18 protein-coding genes are annotated in these 21,877 nt (G+C 37.4%); 8 read left to right on the forward strand and 10 right to left on the reverse strand.

From position 1 onward, the window contains the following. Positions 1–15: 15 nt before the first annotated feature. The gene (locus FAZ19_RS20305; protein WP_136822604.1) at positions 16–576 is read right to left on the reverse strand and encodes a 2'-5' RNA ligase family protein; all 561 of its coding nucleotides are present in this window, start codon (positions 574–576) and stop codon (positions 16–18) included. A gap of 75 nt (positions 577–651) precedes the next feature. Next, positions 652–1,650 (reverse strand): endonuclease/exonuclease/phosphatase family protein, encoded by a 999-nt coding sequence (locus FAZ19_RS20310; RefSeq protein ID WP_136822605.1) that lies wholly within the window; start codon positions 1,648–1,650, stop codon positions 652–654. A gap of 184 nt (positions 1,651–1,834) precedes the next feature. On the opposite strand from FAZ19_RS20310, the gene FAZ19_RS20315 reads away from it, so the two are divergent. From FAZ19_RS20315 to FAZ19_RS20325, 3 genes are read left to right on the forward strand one after another with little or no spacing between them, the layout of a single operon-like run. Beyond that, positions 1,835–3,010 (forward strand): glycosyltransferase family 4 protein, encoded by a 1,176-nt coding sequence (locus FAZ19_RS20315; protein WP_136822606.1) that lies wholly within the window; start codon positions 1,835–1,837, stop codon positions 3,008–3,010. Positions 3,011–3,027: 17 nt separating this feature from the next. After that, positions 3,028–4,005: a lysylphosphatidylglycerol synthase transmembrane domain-containing protein gene (locus FAZ19_RS20320; protein WP_169305724.1), complete on the forward strand. Its 978-nt coding sequence runs from the start codon at positions 3,028–3,030 to the stop codon at positions 4,003–4,005. Further along, on the forward strand, positions 3,989–5,191 hold the full coding sequence (locus FAZ19_RS20325; protein WP_136822608.1) for a glycosyltransferase family 4 protein: 1,203 nt from the start codon (positions 3,989–3,991) through the stop codon (positions 5,189–5,191). The genes FAZ19_RS20320 and FAZ19_RS20325 overlap by 17 nt, the downstream gene beginning before the upstream one ends. 20 nt (positions 5,192–5,211) lie before the next feature. Here the strand turns inward: FAZ19_RS20325 and FAZ19_RS20330 are convergent, their stop codons facing one another. Continuing rightward, positions 5,212–5,850 carry a sterol desaturase family protein gene (locus tag FAZ19_RS20330; protein ID WP_229707662.1) on the reverse strand — a complete coding sequence of 213 codons (639 nt, stop codon included), beginning with the start codon at positions 5,848–5,850 and terminating at the stop codon, positions 5,212–5,214. A 90-nt stretch (positions 5,851–5,940) separates the two neighbouring features. Beyond that, a complete protein-coding gene (locus tag FAZ19_RS20335) occupies positions 5,941–6,744 on the reverse strand; it encodes an alpha/beta hydrolase (RefSeq protein WP_136822609.1) in 804 nt (267 codons plus the stop codon). A 280-nt stretch (positions 6,745–7,024) separates the two neighbouring features. Here FAZ19_RS20335 and FAZ19_RS20340 point away from each other — a divergent pair, with 280 nt between their 5' ends. Then, a complete protein-coding gene (locus tag FAZ19_RS20340) occupies positions 7,025–9,691 on the forward strand; it encodes a DNA gyrase/topoisomerase IV subunit A (RefSeq protein WP_136822610.1) in 2,667 nt (888 codons plus the stop codon). Between the two features lie 170 nt (positions 9,692–9,861). After that, complete coding sequence (locus FAZ19_RS20345; protein ID WP_136822611.1) at positions 9,862–10,617, forward strand: tyrosine-protein phosphatase; 756 nt, start codon at positions 9,862–9,864, stop codon at positions 10,615–10,617. Between the two features lie 25 nt (positions 10,618–10,642). Here FAZ19_RS20345 and msrA read toward each other — a convergent pair whose 3' ends face one another. Then, entirely contained in the window at positions 10,643–11,158 is a 516-nt protein-coding gene (gene msrA / locus FAZ19_RS20350) for a peptide-methionine (S)-S-oxide reductase MsrA (RefSeq protein WP_136822612.1), read from the reverse strand. Between the two features lie 195 nt (positions 11,159–11,353). Here msrA and FAZ19_RS20355 point away from each other — a divergent pair, with 195 nt between their 5' ends. Then, on the forward strand, positions 11,354–12,577 hold the full coding sequence (locus tag FAZ19_RS20355) for a C40 family peptidase (RefSeq protein WP_136822613.1): 1,224 nt from the start codon (positions 11,354–11,356) through the stop codon (positions 12,575–12,577). A 6-nt stretch (positions 12,578–12,583) separates the two neighbouring features. Continuing rightward, positions 12,584–13,636: a dipeptide epimerase gene (locus FAZ19_RS20360; RefSeq protein ID WP_136822614.1), complete on the forward strand. Its 1,053-nt coding sequence runs from the start codon at positions 12,584–12,586 to the stop codon at positions 13,634–13,636. 58 nt (positions 13,637–13,694) lie between these two features. Here the strand turns inward: FAZ19_RS20360 and FAZ19_RS20365 are convergent, their stop codons facing one another. The 5 genes from FAZ19_RS20365 to FAZ19_RS20385 all read right to left on the reverse strand — a co-directional run bounded on the left by FAZ19_RS20365 (position 13,695) and on the right by FAZ19_RS20385 (position 20,534). Continuing rightward, positions 13,695–15,203, reverse strand: coding sequence for a M14 family zinc carboxypeptidase (locus FAZ19_RS20365; RefSeq protein WP_136822615.1), 1,509 nt, complete (start codon positions 15,201–15,203; stop codon positions 13,695–13,697). Between the two features lie 204 nt (positions 15,204–15,407). Beyond that, positions 15,408–16,742 (reverse strand): dihydroorotase, encoded by a 1,335-nt coding sequence (locus tag FAZ19_RS20370; RefSeq protein WP_136822616.1) that lies wholly within the window; start codon positions 16,740–16,742, stop codon positions 15,408–15,410. A gap of 61 nt (positions 16,743–16,803) precedes the next feature. Beyond that, the gene (locus tag FAZ19_RS20375) at positions 16,804–17,490 is read right to left on the reverse strand and encodes an ATP-binding cassette domain-containing protein (protein WP_136822617.1); all 687 of its coding nucleotides are present in this window, start codon (positions 17,488–17,490) and stop codon (positions 16,804–16,806) included. A 268-nt stretch (positions 17,491–17,758) separates the two neighbouring features. Next, positions 17,759–19,597 (reverse strand): UbiD family decarboxylase, encoded by a 1,839-nt coding sequence (locus tag FAZ19_RS20380; RefSeq protein WP_136822618.1) that lies wholly within the window; start codon positions 19,595–19,597, stop codon positions 17,759–17,761. 76 nt (positions 19,598–19,673) lie between these two features. After that, entirely contained in the window at positions 19,674–20,534 is an 861-nt protein-coding gene (locus FAZ19_RS20385) for a Rossmann-fold NAD(P)-binding domain-containing protein (protein WP_136822619.1), read from the reverse strand. 173 nt (positions 20,535–20,707) lie between these two features. On the opposite strand from FAZ19_RS20385, the gene FAZ19_RS20390 reads away from it, so the two are divergent. Then, entirely contained in the window at positions 20,708–21,877 is a 1,170-nt protein-coding gene (locus FAZ19_RS20390; RefSeq protein WP_136822620.1) for a deoxyribodipyrimidine photo-lyase, read from the forward strand.

Consider the following 21,877-nt stretch of genomic DNA (forward strand, 5'->3'; position numbering starts at 1 on the left):
TCGACATATTGACGTTTAAAACAAGGACAGCTGCCCTTCCTCTCTATTTTTATTCTCAAATGGAAAGGTTTGAATTATTTCATATTGCCCCTTATCTGCGTTAAATTTTCGCAAGGAAAAGCCATCACAAAAAAAACTTTTGTCTATATGGGTAAATAATTTCTTAGCTATAATCATTTTATCTTCATCCAGTTTACGCGCTATTGTAACATGCGGATCAGCGCCTTTTTCATTTAACTCTGGAATATACAGCTTGAGTTGGTGAATTACTCGGCGAAATATATCTTTTAAATAAGCTTTGGAATATAGTGAAGGTTGTATGTAAAATGTGTGCTGCCGATAATTATTAAAGTCACTCAGATATATATACTGGGCTTTTTCGAATCCTGCTAGGTGAGCCAACTTTTCTTTAATTTTTTCGACATTGATTTCATCTGATTCAAATTCACACACACTAATATGTGCTAAAGAATTGACACTAGCATACCAACCAATCTTCTCCTCCAATTGCTTTTTCAGATCCTTTACATAATCTATAAAGTCTACACTTGGATGTATAACTAATGAGTATTTCATGCTAAAATTTACTTTCTACAATATACTAATATTGTACCAAAAATCGCCTTCTCACCAAGTATTAAAACTCAGCTCTTATTTCAAGTCAGTTAATTCCCATTTTAAAGTTAATGCAACGGGACAATGATCTGATAGCGGCTGTCCGTCGATTGTAGAAAAAACACCTTTATCCATCTTATATTGAAGGGGGTAAAACTTTAAATTAGGACTACTTCGGAAATATATTTTATCAATACTTTCACAGCTATCCGTAATTGACAATTTTTCCGCAGGCATAAACGAATACCTAATAGACGGAAACTTTCCGTTATTTTGCAACAGCACCCAACAGTCATCCAAACGTGTATGCTTTAGGAATTCATGCAACCTATCTCCCGAAAACGCATAACTGGCATTAAAATCACCCATTACCAGTAAAGGCTCATCCTTGGAATACTCATTGATAAAAGCCGCCAATTGTTCTAAATTTTGTCGGCGCGCCTTGACGGCTGCAGCCGTATTTTGAGCGGTAGCATGTAAATTATACACATGTACATAACTATCTTTAGCTAACTGTATCCGTGTAAAGGAAAATCCTTTGGGAGCAAGACAGTCTGTACCACTGCATGCTTCCCAGGCAATACGTTCGTGGAAAATAATCGGGTATTTTGAAAGAGTATTTAACCCATCTCCAAAAGGGAGCCCTTTCATCGGCTCAGTACGATATATATGAGAATTCCCCGTTTGATAAAGCTCGTTATTATAACTGAAATCTTCCTGGACATTCACGATGTCATATCGATTCAGCTTTTGCCCGATCACTGAAATACTTGAAGCCCTTGATGTCGGAGCACTCGATAAAGGCTCAGGCAAACCGGCGATATTATACGTGATTATAGACAACTCTCCAATAGTATCCGTAGAAAGATCTACTGGAATTACACCGTGAAAAACCTGCTTTCTACTTGCTTCCTTGAAACCAAATCCGGCCCAGATACAAATACCGAAAACGAAAAAGACGACAAGATGTATATTCCATTTCTTTCGATTTGGATTATAGTTTAAAATATAAAAATAAATAGACCTCGTATTCATCGAATTAAAATTAGATTTCAGATATTAAACCTAGCTCTTTAGTAGATTAAGATTTTATGTAGCAAACATATTTTCTACATAAAATCTTAATATTAAACTTATATCATATTCATAAAATCTTAATATATCATTAGCAATAAAAAAACATCGGAATTTTACCTTTATGAAATGAAAGCTTTTAAAGATGAAAAGAGTTGCTTTTTTTGCCGAAATTTTAATTAAAGATTTTGACGGAGCGTCCCGTACCATGTTTCAATTAATCGATAGATTAGACGCCAGTGCCATGGAGTACTTTTTCATCTACGGAAAAGGTCCCGAGACTTTTCGTCATTACCTCTCCTATCGTGTACCGTCCATTAACATACCCGTTAATGCAGATTATAGCTTAGCCCTACCCTTTATGGTAAAAAAGAACCTAGAACAAGTTTTAGACAATTTTGCGCCAGATGCAATCCACATTTCTACACCATCTCCTCTGGGATATTATGCCCTGAAATATGCTAAAAGGAGAAATATTCCGGTACTGACCATCTATCACACTCACTTTATCTCCTACATCCCTTATTATCTCCGGCATGCACCATTGTTCATTAAGATGGTAGAAAACTGGATTCAACACACGATGCGAAAGTTTTACAATTCGTGTAACCAGCTATATGTCCCTTCAATTGCTATGATACATGAACTTGAAAATCTTGGAATAGCACGGGAACAGATGACGCTTTGGCAACGAGGCATAGACTTAGAGCTCTTTTCGACAAAAAAAAGGGACATCACCTATATTCAACATATTACAAAAAATAAAAAACCGAATATCTTATTCGCAAGTAGACTTGTTTGGGAAAAAAATATCCAAACTTTAATCGATATCTATACGTACATGGAATCCCAGAATATGGATTATAATTTTATTGTAGCCGGCGATGGTACAGCAAAAAAAGAAGCGATGGCCCAAATGCCAAATGCGCTATTTTTAGGCAAACTAAATCATGAGGAACTTTCTAAAGTATATGCTTCTTCGGATGTCTTTCTATTCACTTCGGTTTCCGAAACTTATGGCAATGTCGTTATTGAAGCGATGGCCTCAGGTCTTCCCTGCGTGATTGCAAATGGCGGAGGAAGCGGGGACCTGATCAACCATGGGCAAAACGGATTCAAATGTACACCGAATTGCCCTAAAGAATATGCGTATTTCATTCAGCGTCTAATGGAGCAACCTATTATTTATAAGGATATACAACTTGCTGGATTTAACTATGTGCAACAATTGGATTGGGATAATCTCGCACATCGCTATTTTTCCGATATGCATTTACTCGCGAATCTACCACAAGCACAACTAGCATGGGTTACAAGTTGAGAATTCAGAAAAAACATTTGAAATTAATCCTTCTTTTTAGTGTGCTGGCTTTCATTGGTGTTTTCATTTGGAAAACTGATCTCACAGCTGTCGCCAAGGAAATCAACAACATAGGCTTCCGTGTTATATATATTTTCGCGTGTACTTTTTGTGCCTACCTCTTGGGAACTTGGGGCTGGCGGGCATGTTTAGGAGCTGATAAAAAGAAAATCAGCATATCGCAACTTTTTATTGTGCGTCAAATCGGTGAAACGGTAGGATTGTATAATCCTACAAGTGTGGTAGCAGGTGATTTATTCAAAGTGGAGCTGCTTAAACGATATGGCATTAACACTCAAATCGGACTCAATTCCGTTCTAATTTCGCGCATTACAGCTGTGCTTTCACAAATTCTGTTATTTTTATCGACGATGTTATGGCTACTTCTATCGCCCCTTAATACTAGAATCTCAAATCTATTTGGTATTTGGTTCTATATACTCATTGGTGTATTGATTGTTGCCAAAATAGCGCTATTTGTGTGGCTAGGGACGAGTAAACGTTTCAAAAGGCCCCTTGTGAACAACAACGGATCTGCATGGAAACGAATAAGTGACCACATCAATAGTTCATTATTTGATATCAAATTTTTTTTTCAAAATGATAAGAGGGCGTTCTGGTGTTCATATTTTTTATTCCTTCTACATTGGATCGTTGGGAGTTTCGAGTTTTATCTCATTCTACGTTTTCTCGGATACCATGTCACCGCATTACATGGGCTATTCTTAGATATGTACAGCATCACATTTAAAAGTCTTGGAGCTTTCATTCCTGGTCAATTAGGGATAGAAGAATTGGGAAACAAGCTTGCATTATCAACCATAGGTATAGCAAGCGTAAGCCTATGGATTACAGTTTCTCTCCTACGGCGCACACGTCAATTATTTTGGATCTCGATCGGATTCATTTTATATTTTCTGATCAAAAAAGATGTTGCTAATGTTACCACAGCCTGATTACGAAATCTTATTCGTCAGCCATAAGTACCCTCCCGCCACAGGTGGCATGGAAAAACAAAGCTTTGAACTCGTAGAAGGAATACGTAAACTTACTAAAACACACCATATTCTATTCCAAAAAGAAGAATCAATTTTTTCATTTTTCTGGAAGCTCAATAAACGAATTCTAACAAAAATTAAAGCTCATCCCAATATCCGTCTGATTCATTTTAATGATGGTCTGGTTGCGTCACTCTCTTTATATCATAAAGGTTATACACAACTAAAAAAAGTCGTTACCTTGCATGGTCTGGATGTGGTGTTCCCATTTCCTTACTTCCAGCATAAAATAGTTCCTCAATTCGAAAAATTCGACTTAATCATTGCGGTAAGCCATGCGACTGCTGATGCTGCTATCCGAAGAGGAATCTCTGCTGAAAAAGTAATTGTAATCCCTAATGGAGTAGATCATCGAATAACACAAGCAAATCACATTCTCAGCGATAAGGAAAAGTTGATGCAAAGATTTCCACAATTAAACTTAGATAAACCTTATCTACTTACATTAGGTCGCCCCGTGAAACGGAAAGGATTTTCCTGGTTTATAAAAAATGTACTTCCCTTGATACAACAAGACGTACAATTAATCCTGGTGGGTCCATTTAAAAAAAAAACACCCTTCTTTGAACGAATTCTTACAATTCTACCTAAAAAATATTATCAGCTGGTTACGCTATTTTTAGGCTACCCTTCAGATGCGAAGAACATTCGACATCTCATAAAACAACCTGACATTAACCCTCATGTAAAACATCTTGGAAAGGTGGCCTTCGAAGATCTTCAGCTCCTATTAGCAAATGCTACTGCATTCTTAATGCCTAATATCTATGTAGATGGCGATATGGAAGGCTTTGGTCTTGTCTGCTTAGAAGCTTCGCTTTCGGGCACGTTGGTACTCGCATCAGAAATCGAAGGCATCACCGATGCGATCAAGCATCATAAAAATGGAATTCTACTTACGAGCAAAGATCCAGTAGCATGGAGAAATCAAATTCAACAAATACTGTCTAATCCAGCCGATTACCAACAACTCGCCAATGAGTATAGAGAATACACTCTTCAAAACTATAGCTGGGAAAAGATGGTGGCTGCCTATTTCGAAGTATTTGGGCGTATTACGACACCGAATGAATCTACCTCTTGATGAAATCGCACAACAGTATATTACAATTCTTTTTTTGATTTTCTAGAAAATCCAGAACCGAAAATTAGATCCCATACATACGAACTCACTCCGAATCCCTTTTCTGGGTCGGAATAATGGTGCAACATATGATGATCTTTTATTTTCTTAAATAGTCCAGATTTGAAATTTGCATGATGCATCGCATAATGGCATTCATCATAGATAAGATATCCTGTTAAAAAGCCAGAAAAAAAAGCGGACAATGTATACTCTGCGAAAAACAGACTAAACAAGGCATAAATAATAGTTGCCATAGGTATACTAGCAGAAAGTGGCATCACAAGACGCAATCTATCTTTAGGATAATCGTGGTGCACTCCGTGAAAAATAAAATGGATTCGCTGTCCCCACGCACTTTTAGGTTCAAAATGAAAAACCCATCGATGCAACACATATTCCGCTAATGTCCAAAACGCCAGACCTAACAAAAAAAAAGTTGCTACTAACCCACCAGACATTTCACCTTGCAAGTAAGCTTTTCTGACAAAGTATAGGATCACCGGAACCCAGAATATAATGGGTACACTGTAATGAATTTTTGTTAATGATTCTAAAAATCTATTCTTGAACATCCTGACGGATTCGGTAGAATTTGAAACGTAATTCTTCTTAGCCATACGAACACTGTATTAATAGTACTGACAGGGTAGACAGTAATTTGTATTACAAAATTAGAATTCTGTAGGAACAAGAAAACCTATTAACTGTCATTTTTTTGTCCAATTTTCCAACTCTTTAAGTAGTAAAGGATAAGCTGGATAAGTCATTCCATGATCGTACCCATCTAGTTCAAGATGTTTAACATCGACATGCCCCACTAACCCAAGCATCCTTTTCAAATAGGCATTTTCTTCATATCGGCCTACCATTTCCAACTCCCGATCGCCCGTAATCAGTAAGATACGGGGAGCGTCTTTACGCACCCAAAACAAAGGAGCCAGCTCATCAATAATAGGTTGAAATTCGGTCAACCCTTTTTCTTTACGAGCAGTGAAATGTGTAATAGCCTGCCCGCTAAAAGAAATGATTCCTAACAACGCATCCGTTGAGATATCTCTATTAGCGAGATAGTTCTTGTTCAGCCCTAACATTAAGGATAAATAGGCCCCCGCCGAATATCCTCCTATTACAATCTTCTGTGTGCTTCCACCATATTCAGTAATATGTCCAAAAGTCCATTTGACTGCATCAGCCGCGTCTTGAATAATATCAGCAACTTTTACTTGAGGAGATAAACGATATTCAACTCCTAAAACCGCGATGCCTTTTTTCTTCAAAAAATCAGGTACCTCTTTGTTTCCCCCCGTCAGGCCTCCACCATGAAACCAGATTAATGTCGTAAAATCCTTCTTGTTTGTAGGATAATAAATATCTACTTTACAGCGTTCCTGACTATAATTATCGGTACGCAGAGTATACGTAATATTTTTCTTCTCCTTATAAATTACTTCTTGAGAAAAAAGGGAAAGAGAGATAAATAGAATGCAAAAGGTCGTAATAAGATTTTTCATACAATATATATTTAAAGGTCGTCCGAACCTGCTTCACCTGCATGCAGATTTTCCGTTTTTAAACTTAGAGAAATTTGCTTTTATAAACAATTTCTTCCAATTAAAAATTGAAATAGTAATTTTCTCTCCAAAATATCTATATTATAATTTAAAATAAATATCCCTAAAATACCTTATCAATCGAATTCGGATTTGTACCTGAACTTAGCAAAGATTTTCTTAATTTTACCCCGTTGAAACAAACAATTTTTAATTGGAAACAATTAGTTAAGCAGCTTAAATGAGTGACGAAACGAATTATCCTGACGAGAACGGCTCAGAAGGTTTAATGCCACAAGAAAACGAACCGACTTCAAATACAATACCATTATCGGGACTCTATGAAAATTGGTTCTTGGATTACGCATCGTATGTAATTCTAGATCGAGCCGTACCACATATAAATGATGGGTTCAAACCCGTACAACGGCGGATTCTACATTCATTAAAAGAAATGGACGATGGCCGCTTCAATAAAGCTGCTAACGTTATCGGTAATACCATGAAATATCATCCTCATGGTGACGCTTCTATTGGTGACGCGATGGTACAGTTAGGGCAAAAAGATTTGTTAATCGAATGTCAAGGTAACTGGGGGGATCCTGTAACTGGGGATTCCGCTGCTGCACCTCGCTATATTGAAGGGAGATTATCAAAATTCGCTACCGAGGTTGTATTTAATGCCGATACTACAGAATGGCAACTTAGTTATGATGGACGAAACAAGGAACCCGTAACACTGCCTGTAAAATTTCCATTATTACTTACTCAAGGAGCTGAAGGTATAGCGGTGGGGCTTGCTACCAAAATTATGCCTCACAATTTCATCGAACTGATCGAGGGATCCATCCAGGTGCTAAAGGGAGAAAGGCCCAATATTTTTCCAGATTTTCCGACAGGAGGTCTTGCGGATGTTTCCAATTATAACGAAGGGCAGCGCGGCGGAAAAATTCGTGTAAGAGCGAAAATTGAAGAACGGGATAAAAAAACGCTGGCTATTACTGAAATCCCTTTCGGTACAACGACTGGTGCATTGATTGAAAGCATCGTTTCTGCAAATGATAAAGGAAAAATTAAAATAAAAAAAATAGAAGATAATACGGCAGAGTTTGTAGAAATAATGATTCATCTCGCACCAGGTATCTCACCCGATGTAACGATAGATGCATTGTACGCATTTACTTCCTGTGAATCGTCTATATCTCCAAATACCTGCGTTATCCGAGATAATAAACCTCATTTTCTAAGTGTTAATGATATCTTAATTGAAAATACAAAACAGACTAAATCGCTTTTAAAGCAAGAATTAGAAATACGCTTAAAGGAATTACTCGAGAAAATTTTCTTCAGCAATCTGTTAAAGATTTTTATTCAAGAAGGAATGTACAAAAATCCAGATTATGAAAATTCGGGCGATTTCGATACTGTCGCACAAGTTTTAAACAATTTGTTTACACCGTTCTTTGATCAGTTTTATCGTACAATCACGCCGGAAGACTATAAAAAACTGATCGACAAACCAATGAGTAGTATCACACGCTTTGATGTTAAGAAGGCGGATGAGCAAATGAAATCCTTAGAAGAAGAAATTAAAGAAATAAAGAAGAACTTAAGGCATCTGACTGAATACGCAATTGATTGGTTTGAACATTTAAGATCTAAATATAGCAAAGGTCGCGGTCGTAAAACTGAATTGCGAATATTTGACAGAGTAGAAGCGGCACAGGTTGCACTAGCAAATGCTAAACTATATGTAAACCGTACAGAAGGATTCATTGGTACACATTTAAAGAAAGATGAATTTGTAAGTGACTGTTCCGATATCGACGAGGTTATCGTTTTCCGTGAAGACGGAAAATATCTGGTCACAAAAGTACAGGATAAAGTTTTTGTCGGAAAAGATATTATTTATGTTGCTGTGTTTAAACGTGGTGACGAGCGTACTATCTACAACGCCATATATAAAGACGGCTCTACTGGCACAAGCTATATTAAGCGTTTTGCGGTCACTGCGGTCACACGGGACAAAGAATATGATATCTCAAAAGGGACTAAAGGGTCTAAATTATTGTATTTTACGGCTAATTCCAATGGAGAAGCAGAGGTGGTACATGTTCAACTTAAACCACATACAAAATTAAGGAAACTTACATTTGATCTTGACTTTGCGGAAGTAGCTATCAAAGGTAGAAGTTCACAAGGTAATATCGTCTCTAAATATCCGGTTAAGAAGATAAATTTCAAAAGTGCGGGTATCTCCACGCTATCAGGGCGCAAAATTTGGTATGATCCGATTCTTAAACGATTAAATGTAGATGAAAGAGGAACATTTTTGGGTGAGTTTGACGGCGACGACAAAATCTTAATGATCATGAATGACGGCTCATATGAATTGTTAAATTTTGACCTCAATAATCACTTTGAAGAAAAGATGATCAGGATTGAGAAATATTTAGCGGATCATATATATACAGCTATTCATCAAGATGGTAAATCAGGCACGTATTATGTAAAACGGTTTAAATTTGATGACATCCCTTTAGGAAAACGTACCTTATTTATCAATGACGATCCGAAATCCAAGCTTGTTCTTTTAACCAACAATACATCTGCGGTAGTCCAATTGGATATTCTTAAAGGGAAAACCCAAACACCTGAAACCTTAGAACAACCGTTAAACGAAGTCATAGACCTAAAAGGGATGAAGGCTCAAGGAAATAGACTTTCTTTCCATACCGTAAAAGAAATTAAGATTTTAACAACGGAGATAGATTTATCTTTGAGTTCCGCTTCTGTAAACAAAGAAGCTAAGCCCGAAGAGCTTAATTCAAATAACGAAATCTCTTTGGAGATCACTAATCCTGATGATGTCCAGATAGATGACGATGGACAAATCGAATTATTTTAACCATATAGGTTTAGGGGCGTAGCTGCAATGTTGCACGCCCTAAACCTAATCAACTAGAAACAAGAAACTTATATATTCAACAACTGTTCACATAAATTAAAGCGTATGTTGGCCTTATTTTTGGAATAGGAAATTGTAGCACTAACACCCCTCTAATCGTTCTATTGTAGATGAATTTTTTTAGTAAATTTTTTGGTAGCAAAAGTCTTAATAACAAAAAAGTAGCCGATTTAAGTTGGATGGAAATAGACATCCACAACCATATTCTCCCTTCTATTGATGATGGCAGTAAAAGTATTGAACAATCCCTCCATTTAATACGGAAATTAAACAAGATGGGATTGAAAAATTTTGTATGTACTCCTCACGTGATGGAAGACGTACACCCTAATACACCTGAAACAATTAGGGAGGCGTATCACAAGCTTAGCCTAGCCTTGAAAGAAGCAGATAATGACACTACAATTAAATTTAGTGCCGAGTACATGATTGATTCCGGTATAGAAAAATGGATAAATTCGAATCAACTATGTCCATTACCCAACAATTACATGCTTATAGAAATGTCTTACTTAAACGAGTCTCAGGGACTTTTTAAAACTATTCAAGATATTCAAAATTTAGGATTAAAGCCCATTTTAGCGCATCCTGAAAGGTATAATTATTATCACATGAGTTTTAATACTTATAAACAGATTAAAGATGCAGGGTGTGCACTTCAATTAAACCTGCTTTCCATTAGCAGATACTATGGTGAACATGTAAAATCTACAGCACTTACCTTAATAAAATCGGGTATGTACGATTTTGTAGGAACCGATTTGCATCACGAGAAGCATTTAAATGCATTAAACCAGGTTGCTTTGAAATACGATATTCCTGATTTGTTAACGCCATGCACTATACGAAATAAAGAACTCCTTTAACCAATAAACTCGAAGAATCTCAAGTTTATTGGTTGTTTGATCTTAAATATTTTTGCAGTTTGGGAGCTATGACAGCTTCACAAAACGGATTCTCTGGATTTCGATTAAAATAGTTGTGATGATAATCTTCCGCAACCCAAAATTGCTGCGCCTGCTCCACAGCTGTGACAATAGGATCATCGAAGACTTTCGCTTCCGATAATTCTTCGATCATCTTTTCAGATTGAAGTTTCTGATCATCTGTATGATAGAATATAACGGATCTGTACTGAGTCCCTACATCTTCTCCTTGTCGGTTTAATGTGGTCGGATTATGTGTTTTAAAGAAAATAGCCAATAGATCCGGGAAACTGAGTAACGTTTCATCAAATTCTACATGAACGACTTCGACATGTCCCGTTGCTCCAGAACAAACTTGTTCATAGGTTGGATTCTCCCGCTTTCCCCCCATATACCCAGGTAAAACGGAAAGGATACCTTTTGTATTTAGAAAGATGATTTCAGTACACCAAAAACAGCCTCCGCCAAATGTTGCTTTCATCGAAAAATATTTATTTTGTATTCCGTCTCTCACGGACATTACAAATGTAGAAATTATCTTACTCATTTATATAACTTCTCCGACAAATGCATTTTAATAGTTTATTTTAAAACAAATATGCAACAACAAATAACTTTTTTAAGTTTATTCGCATTTTATTGCGTTTTTGTTTAACTTTAGTTTAATATTATGACAATGAAAAATCCAAAAATTGTATTAACACTTATTTTTATTCTTTTCTTAGGATTAATTTCCGAGACTAGAGCTCAAATTGATTCGACGCAATATCGTCGCATTGTACAAATACTAAAAGACAACAGCGAAACGGTGGCTCCTGACAAACGAATCAAAATCCTGGAAATCGCTGGAGCAAATATTCCAAACAACGAGTATATTATCCAAACTACAGAGAGAGAATTAGTTACTCAATTGCAACAAAAATTATCTAATGTCGAAGCAAAAATTATATTCAGCACACTCCCCGATAGTAGCGTCGGCGAAAAAATACATGGAATAGCAAATTTATCTGTGGCTAATCTACGCACCCGACCTAGCCATGCGGCCGAAATGGCCACACAGGTGTTGTTGGGAACCCAAGTAGATATTTTGCAGAAAATTGCCGGTGATTTCCGTATCCGTACACCAGAGGGCTATATTGCCTGGGTTCCAACTTCTTCTGTAACTGCTATGACAAATATGGAATTGAACCTCTGGAGGAAAAAAACTAAATTGATTTATATAGAAGAGTTTGGAAGGTCGTACTCTGCAGCAAACAAAACTAGTCTACGTGTTTCAGACCTCGTGTACGGAAACATTCTCTCATTGGTAAAGGAGGAAAAGGGATATTATAAAGTGGAATATCCAGACAAACGAGTCGCCTATATTTTGAAGGATGAAGCTATTCGACTCGACGAATGGATTAATTCAAGACAAGCGACACCGGAAAATATTATTTCAAGTGCCAAGAGCATGCTCGGTCTACCTTATCTATGGGGAGGCACATCGGTAAAAGGCGTGGATTGTAGCGGTTTTACAAAAACGTCTTTTTACATGAATGGATTTGTCATTCCACGTGACGCATCGCAACAGGTGTTGGCCGGAGAGAGAATTGAAATTTTAGATGAAGAGGGAAATTTCAGTCCAGAATTGGCCTTAAAAAACTTAAATCCTGCTGATCTACTATTTTTTGCCGGTGGTAAAAACAGAAACTCCAATGCGCGCATAACACATGTTGCGCTATATCTCGGGAATGGAGAGTTTATTCACGCTGCCGGCACAGTGCGTATCAATTCCATGTTAAAGGATGCCGAAAACTTTGATGATTTTCAAACACGCACCGTCGTAGCAGCCAGAAGATATATCGGAACAAAAGATGAGCAAATAAAAAATATTAAAGAGCATTCATATTATACAAACTAATATACCATGAGTTTATCTAATTGGGAAACTAAAAAAATGGGGAAGTTTACCCTGAGATACCAACCATACACGTTGGAAATGAAACACGTATTTACTGTTGCATCCTTCAGTCGCAACACTACGCCTGTTGTATTAACGGAATTAGAATACGATGGAATAATTGGGTATGGTGAAGCCAGTATGCCGCCTTACTTAGGTGAGTCTCAAGAAAGTGTTGTCTCTTTTCTAAAACAAGTGGATTTGGGCTCTTTCAACTCACCTTTTCAAACTGAAGAAATTTTAAGCTATGTAGACGCTCTCGCAAAAAAAAATACCGCAGCAAAAGCAGCAGTAGATATCGCATTACATGATTTGTTAGGCAAAATCATGAATCAACCATTTTATAAAATCTGGGGGTTAAATCCAGACTCTATACCTCCTACTTCTTATACAATAGGTATTGATACCGAAGAGATGATTCGTAAAAAAGTTTCAGAAGCAGGTCAATTTAAAATCCTGAAGATAAAATTAGGACTGGCAACAGACAAGATGATCATAAATACGATTCGTTCGGTTACTGACGTTCCGCTGTGTGCTGATGTAAATCAAGGTTGGAAAAATAAAGAAGAGGCGTTAGAAATGGCGTATTGGCTTGCTGAACAGAATGTGGCATTCTTGGAACAACCGATGCCAAAAGAGCAAATAGATGATAATGCCTGGCTCACCGCCCATTCTCCGATTCCAACTATTGCAGACGAAGGTTGTCAACGTTTGTCAGATGTAACCAAACTTCAAGGTGTGTATACGGGGATCAATATCAAACTGATGAAGTGCACTGGTATGCGTGAAGCAAAACGAATGGCAGAATTAGCGCGATCATTAGATATGAAGGTGATGTTGGGCTGTATGACAGAGACATCATGCGCCATATCAGCGGCATCTCAATTGGCTCCCTTGGTGGATTGGGCAGATCTTGATGGAGCGCTGTTAATCGGGAACGACATTTATAGTGGTATGATTGTTACTGATGGGATTTGTAAATTACCCAATCGACCGGGCATTGGCATTATTAAAAATTAACTATTCCCAATATTAAAAGAGCGAAAGGCCTTGAAAATTAGCAAGGCCTTTCGCTCTTTTAATGAATCCTATTTTTAAATGTCAAATCGTTAATACCCTTCGACAAATCGATGAGATAACCATTAAAAACCGCATATTTCAAATTACCGGATGAATCACCTAAATAAAAATTGGTGGTTCCGCCCAAATCAATCGAAGATGTCGTAAAAAATTGCTTTTGTGTAAATAAATGAACAGGTAAACCATGAAGTTTACTTTCTCTTGTGGTTCCAACTGTTTTGACAGGAATAGCCATAAATCCTTTTTTCAACAAAGCGTAAGCTTGTTCCATAGTTAAAGACGAAATATCATTAACCACATTGGTAGCTAACTTTGCTGCAACAAAATGGAGTCCATCTGCGTCTATCTCATCATAGCCGATAGATTCAGGTAAATCACCTATATCTTCCACTCGTCCTCTCACGAAATAATCTCTTCCTACCGTTGTTTCGCCTCTTCGGATAGCAATATCCGTTTTTAACGGAATACTGTCATTCCCAAGGGATAAATTTCGAATAACTACATCATGCAAAAGAGAAGCATTGAACGGAATATCTTCATAATGCGTTGCTTCGTATTTTTTGTAGCTTCCTTCGGCAATTTGAATCAGTGCATTTAAGATGATAATAAAATTCAATCTACGGATTTCCTGTTTCTCTGGATCTCCCTTAAGTCCACCGGATTCTATAAGTACAGTACTTGCACCCCACGATTGAAAATTGTCACCAAATCCTCTAGGCGTATAGGTATCATCATACTTTGCTACCGCATCGGGAATATACTGTTGTAAAATTTCATTCATACCGACGATCAATTGCATCGCACCTTCACGTACTTCATTTATTTCCCGTCCTTCATTGTAAGCTGGTGCCAACAACGAAATGGTCACAGGATTTTTAGTACCGGGCACATTGTAATATATACTTTGATCGTGTAGATTAAACCCGTACTGTGGAACTATTGCTTTCGCTCGGGTTTTAAGCAACGCACCTTCTACAGTCTGTCCCGCCCGGGCATCTCGATTCAGATCGATACTTTGTGCATTCCTTCTATTATAAATTTCCGCTCCATCTGGATTAAGCATAGGAATAAAATGGATGCGTAATTTATTCTTAAGCAGGCCTCTTATTTCAGACGCACCGTCATCTTTTCCTTCTAAATAATTAAACAGGTCAAACAAAGCCATGGTTGCCGTCGGTTCGTCTCCATGCATCTGCGACCACAGCATCACGTTAATATCTCCCTCACCATACGTTAATTCATAGATCGATCGTCCCTGTACGGATTTCCCTATTTGATCAACGAGGAGCACTTTATTTTGTGCATGCACTTTTATCAACGAATCAACGTCGCTATGTTTAAAACGTCGATAAAACAAAGCCGGTTCTTTATATTTTTCATGTAGGGTATTAAACTGTGTTGTATCTAATTTCATTGCTTTTGAAAAATCTGAATCAGAGGTTGACGAAGGTGGGTTACCGCAGGAGGCGAAGACCGTAATTGCTAATAGGACAAGAAGTGATTTCATCTATTTATTTTTTTCAATGGTTGATGAGAGAGCTCGATGTAAATAATCATTGCCTTGTGTGTCAATATTATTTATATCTCGGTTTCATATGTATATAACCTATTTTCTAATGATTTGTTCAATCACCGCGCCAGAAAATTCGCTTCCCCGACGGAAATTGCTCCTATCCTAATCCTAATGTGTTTAGGAATGTTCTTTTATCCATTAGCGATTAAATAATAAACGATGACCTGTCCCCACTTCAATGATTTCGCCTCTGGAATAAGCCAGATTCCCAGAGACAATGGTATGCTCAACAGTTGATGAAAATGAGTGATTTTCAAAAGGAGACCAACCACATTTGGACAAAATATTTTCCTTTTGTACGGTATATGGTTTATTCAAATCCACCAAAACTAAATCGGCCCAATAACCTTCACGGATGAATCCGCGTTGTTCGATTTGGAAACAAATAGCGGTATTATGTGCTGTTTTCTGAACAACCTGTTCTAACGTCATCTTACCTTGCTTAACCATGTCCAAAAGAGCGAGTAAAGCGTGCTGTACTAAAGGTCCTCCAGATGGAGCCTGCAAATAAGATTGTTGTTTTTCTTCTAATGTATGAGGAGCATGATCCGTAGCTATAACGTCAATATGACCATCCAAGACTGCTTTCAAAATTTGATCCCTATCTTCTATTGTTTTAACAGCTGGATTCCACTTAATAAAATTCCCTTTAGTGCTATAATCTTTATCTGAAAACCATAAATGATGTACGCATGCCTCCGAAGTAATTCTTTTTTCAGCAAGCGGTATAGCATTATCAAATAAAGAAGTCTCCCGACCGGTTGAAATATGTAAAATATGTAACCGAGCATTATTCTTCTTTGCAAGCTCCACCGCTTTAGCGGACGACAGGTAACAAGCCTCGGCCGAGCGAATTTGCGGATGCATTTCTATCGTTATCGCCTCTCTAAATCGTTCTTTATAACTGGCTAAATTCGCTTTTATAGTAGCTTCGTCTTCACAATGTGTTGCGATCAATGTCGGTGAGTTTCTAAAAATATTTGCCAGCGCCGTTTCATCGTCGACCAACATATTTCCAGTGGAAGACCCCATAAAGACCTTTACTCCACATACATCGCGCGGGTTCGTTTTTAAAACTTCATCCAAATTATCATTACCCGCCCCCATAAAGAAGGAGAAATTCGCTAATGAGGAATCTTGTGCGATATCGTATTTATCTTGAAGAAGTTTCTGTGTCAATGTATTGGGAACCGTATTGGGCATTTCCATAAAGGAAGTCGTCCCTCCGGCTACTGCAGCACGGCTCTCGGTAAAAATACTGGCTTTGTAAGTCAATCCAGGTTCGCGAAAATGCACCTGATCATCTATTAATCCAGGCAAAAGATGTAATCCCTCGGCATTTATCTCCTTATCTGACAGTTTATCGATCTGATTTCCAATAATTTCTATACGCCCATTTTTGATATATATATCCTGAACTTGTATAGTTCCTTCATTTACAATTTGGGCATTTTTTATAAGTAAGGTCGACATGAAGTTTGCGTATTTAATCCGTATTACAAACTTAATAAAAGTATTTAGAGTTCCCCTTAAATTAGGTATCAAAAGTACCTTCAGGCACATAAAATAATTCCAGTTCCTTTTTGTCTTTTAATATACGGCAACCTCCATTCTGTAATAACAAGATCTTATTACTAATTGCCAATACGTTGGTATAATCGTGGTCTGAAATCAAAAATCCTTTTTTAGCACACTGATTTACAATCAGATTTTGTATTTTTTCTTTATATACGGGGGATACGCCAGAGAATGGTTCATCCAACAGAAAGAATGTCGCCTTTTGATTTAGCAATAACAAGATCTCTAAATAACGTAATTCTCCTCCCGAAAGATCGGCAATTTTTGTTTGCCAAATAGGTTTTAAAACTCCATCCTCTTGAAACTTCGCCCTACTATTCTTGTCACGCACCATGAAATGGACAACCTTATCAACAGTTTTTGCTGTAGGCAGAAAATTTTGTTGCGGTAGATAACATACTTCATTAGTCAGAAAGGCTTTTTTATGTATACGTTTACCATGGAGTCGAATATAAGCAAACTTTGGCTTTAGCGTTCCAAAAATGATCTTCATTAACGTAGACTTTCCACTCCCATTACGTCCGAGCAATCCGACAATTTCGCCAATTTTTATATGTAAGTATACGCCACTCAATAATTGCCGCTTACTCGAATAACTAAATTCAATCGAGTCTACATATAGCTCCTTCTGATCTATATCCATATGATCGCTAACAAAAATAACGTGATAATAGTATTAAACAACAGTGATCCCAATAACAGCTTTGTTCTCGAAAAGCCTAAGTTATAATATAAGTACATCGCATTATTTTCGAAGAACCGGACAAGAAAGCAGGATAAAACAAAGCCGATAGTTGCAAAGATATATGGCAGCATACGCGGGTATCCTAATCCAAAAGCTACAGAAAGGCTAATATTAACAATAAGTATTGTTTTATAATAATTCCAATAAATGTACATTTTTAGCGGTATTAAATAATCCCGTGTAAAGATCCGCCTTTTGCGCCCAGTTGATCTACCTTTCGTTCAATCATCTCGTCTTTAATCAAGTCAGGTGCATGATGCGGTTTACGACGCGCGTCTATAATTACGGGGCCACGACAACCCCAATGCTTATATTTTGTAAAACTATTTACACCATATATATCATAAGCCGGATTTGAACGTGTAAAAGTCACCCAAACGAAATTGTTGATATTCTCGGCGGTATACGCAGCATCGTCGGCCAGTACAATCAATTGAATGCCGTCAAAATTGATGTCACGCATCGCATCACACCAATTACCCAAGATTATTTCTTCTTGCTCATATGAACTAAAATTAGCTCCATCTACAACAAGTATTCCAGGTAAAGCCATCTTCGCTTGATTAAAGGGACGAGGAATATCCAACCCATTCGGAATTTCAGTAGCAAGCGTCCTTTTTTTGGAACCTGCTGCGGCAAAAATGACCTTAGATCCCGCATTCAATCCGTCTCCAGAATAATCCAATGTATCTATTGTCGTATTCGTATGAAAGTGCAGATCACGGGATAAATCGATACGTTCTAATATATGGGTAAAAAATCCCTTCACATCGTAAATATCTAGTTTTGGATTATCTTCTATCGCTCCTATGAATAAGTATTTAGCCAGACTTAATTGGTTCTTACCTAAAGCCTGACTTGCAATGGTCAAAATTTCTTGCGGTCGATCCACTTTATGATACGGAGTGTAGCTCTCTCTACCTATCGCAAACAACAGCGGATGCACCCCTGCGGCATCTACAGCGTGTACAGCCTGCAGGCCGTTAATCTCTTTAGGAATGGCCGCTCCTGTTATTTCATGTATCAGATTGCCGAAGCTGGTATCTTCTTGAGGAGGTCGTCCGACCACCGTGAAAGACCAAATAGGGTCTTTTTTATGATAGACATTGTGTACTTTCATCAATGGAAAGGGATGCGTCAATGAATAATAACCAATATGATCTCCGAAGGGACCTTCGGGTTTAGTTTTATTAGGATAAACAGTTCCAGTAATTACAAAATCAGCATCCGCAGAAATGCAAAACCCTTCTTCGTCGTAAAAATACCGGAAACGTCTATTTCCTAATGCACCTGCAAAGATCATTTCGGACAGTCCTTCTGGCAGCGGCATCACGGCAGACAACGGATGTGAAGGCGGTCCCCCAACAAAAATACTCACTTTCAACGGTCTGCCTAATTCATTTGCTTTCATTTGATGGATTCCAATCCCCCTGTGTAATTGGTAATGCAAGCCAATCTCCTTATCTTTAATATACTCGTTTCCAGAAATCTGAATACGATACATCCCTAGATTAGCTTTCATGATACCCGGGCTGCTGACATCTTCCGTATATACTTGTGGCATAGTGACAAATGCACCACCATCCATCGGCCAATTGACTATTTGGGGCAACTTACTGATCTGGGTCTTACCGTACAAGATCGGAGCATTTGATTTTTTCCGCCAAGGTAATGCACCTAATGCCACCGCCGAAGATCCGATATATTTGAATGGATTTTTTAACACTGCTGTAGGATCCATCTTCACATCGACTAATTTTTTGATATGATCTAATGTATCGCGGAACATAAATTTAGACCGATCCAATGTACCGAACAAATTGGAAACAGCTGGAAATTCGGATCCCTTAACATTTTCAAAAAACAAAGCGGGACCTTCTACATCAAAAACACGCATGTGGATAGCCGCCATTTCCAAGTATGGATCCACCTTTTCTTTGATACGTATCAGATGACCATTTTTCTCTAAATCAGCGACACAGGCTGTCAAACTTGAATATCCCATTTTCTATAAAATAGTTGAATCACAAAAATAGCAGAATATTAGCTTAGTCCATAACAAGTGGGAAGATAAATCAGAGTTAAATCCCTTCGTCGATAGATGTATATTTAAAGTCGAACTGCTTTCCCCAAATTGAATTGTCTACAGGTGGAGATTTGCTTAATTCAAGAATATAATCGCTATATAAGTCGTATTTGATACCATAGAAATACTTATTACAAAGTTGGGGGAGCAGCTTATTTGTAAAAGGAAGTATTTTAAATTTCACATTAGGCTTTCTTTTTTCGGCATATTTTTTAAAGATATCATAAAAATCAATCAATTTAGGACCTCCAAATTCCACATATTGATTGACGAACGAGGTCCGCCAATCGATATTTTTGATCCATCTAAACACATCTTTTAGTAACACGGGATTAAACTTTATCGCCGAATTCGGTTTAAATAGAAAAACAACTCCGTGTTTTAGCATTTCATTCATAAAGCGATCGAAAGTCGTTCCGACACCTATGGCGATGTCTTTTAATAAGATAGTAAATAGCACATTGAGCTCTCGAAAAAGCTGTTCCACTTCTTTCAGGTGCTTCCGATCATATAACCTTCCGACGTAAATAATTCTATTGCACGAGTTTTTCTGAGAGAGATGAATAAAGTTACGAAGCGATAGCAATTCATAATTCTTCGCTATTCTATCGTCCAAATCCGGTATTTGGGTAAAATATAAAGCCAGCCTAAGATCATGGGATTGAAAAGAGTCAAAATCCAAACCTTTTCGAATCAAATCCACAGAACTAATACGTGCCGTTAAGGGCAATTCCAAATTCTTTTTAAAAAGATCTTCATCCCGCACTAAACCGTGAATACGATAGGTCTCATCTTGCATATAACTCACACAAGCCTTACCTAAATATGAATTCAATCCACAAACCAAGATATTCATAATTCTCTACAATCGATATTTTGATATAACCCTCTGTAGTACCTATTTGTTTTAAACGGAGCGAAATTGATTCCAAATGTTTAAATAGTGTCAATATTGGCTTTCTATACCTAAAACATGAATCAAATAATCTATATTTGTTATTTTTCAAACATTATTCCAGTAAATCAGGCATGAGCAAACGGGTTATCTTAGTATGGTTTAGAAACGATCTTCGCACTCACGATAACGAAGTTTTACACGCCGCAATTGATAAGGCAGATTTTGTCATTCCGGTATATATATTTGATCCACGATATTATCAAATAAACAAATCTGGATATGCGAATACGGGCGAAATCAGATCATTATACATTTCAAATACAGTCAGCTCCCTGAAAGAGAAACTTCAATCCTTGGGAGGAGATCTAATGACTTTCGAGGGTTTACCTGAAGAAATTATCCCTCATCTTGTACAGAAATATGATGTTGATGAGGTATACCATCATCGTGAAGTTGCGCGAACCGAGACTTCTATTTCGGAAAAAGTCGAAGAAGAGCTGTGGAAAATACAGCGGAATCTAAAGCATTTTATAGGACATACCTTATATCACAAAGAAGATCTTCCTTTTCCGATAAAGGATATTCCAAATAGTTTTAACGTATTCAAGAAAAAAATAGAACGTGAAAGCAGTGTTAGAAGTCCTTTGGCAGACATCGGCTCGATTACCATTCCTCCTCATCTAGAAAAAACCGAACTTCCCCGACATGAGGAAACCGTCTCCTACACGTACGGAGAAAAAGCAGCGATTGAACAATTAAACGCCATCTTCAGTCAACCCCTGGTGAATGAAGATCTTTATATTAAGCTTTCACCATTTCTTGCTATCGGATCGTTATCTCCAGTATATACTTACCACTATATTAGTAAGCAAATCACTCCTTCCAACAAAAAACAAGTAGTTAAGATAATCGAGCGTCTGTTGTGGCGGGATTATTACCGGTTTATGCTTAAAAAATACCCTAACAAATATTTTTTAAGTCAATCTAGTTTAAATCCAGACGCTATAAAAATAGAAAAATGGAGAACAGGCAATACCGAATATCCAACGATCAATGTTTATATGCAAGAGTTGAACAATACAGGTATTATATCTTATGTTCAAAGAGAAATTCTAGCTTTATTTTTCACCTATGAATACCAACAGCCTTGGCTGGAAGGTGCTGCCTGGTTTGAAGAAAAACTTATCGATTACGCTCCCGCAACAAACTATGGATTCTGGGCACATATCGCCGGAGAAGGAACAAGTGAAAAAGACAACAAGTCGATGAAAGAATGGGAAAAAGAAAAGACCAGTATTTAA

Source organism: Sphingobacterium alkalisoli (assembly GCF_005049105.1).
GTDB lineage: Bacteria > Bacteroidota > Bacteroidia > Sphingobacteriales > Sphingobacteriaceae > Sphingobacterium > Sphingobacterium alkalisoli.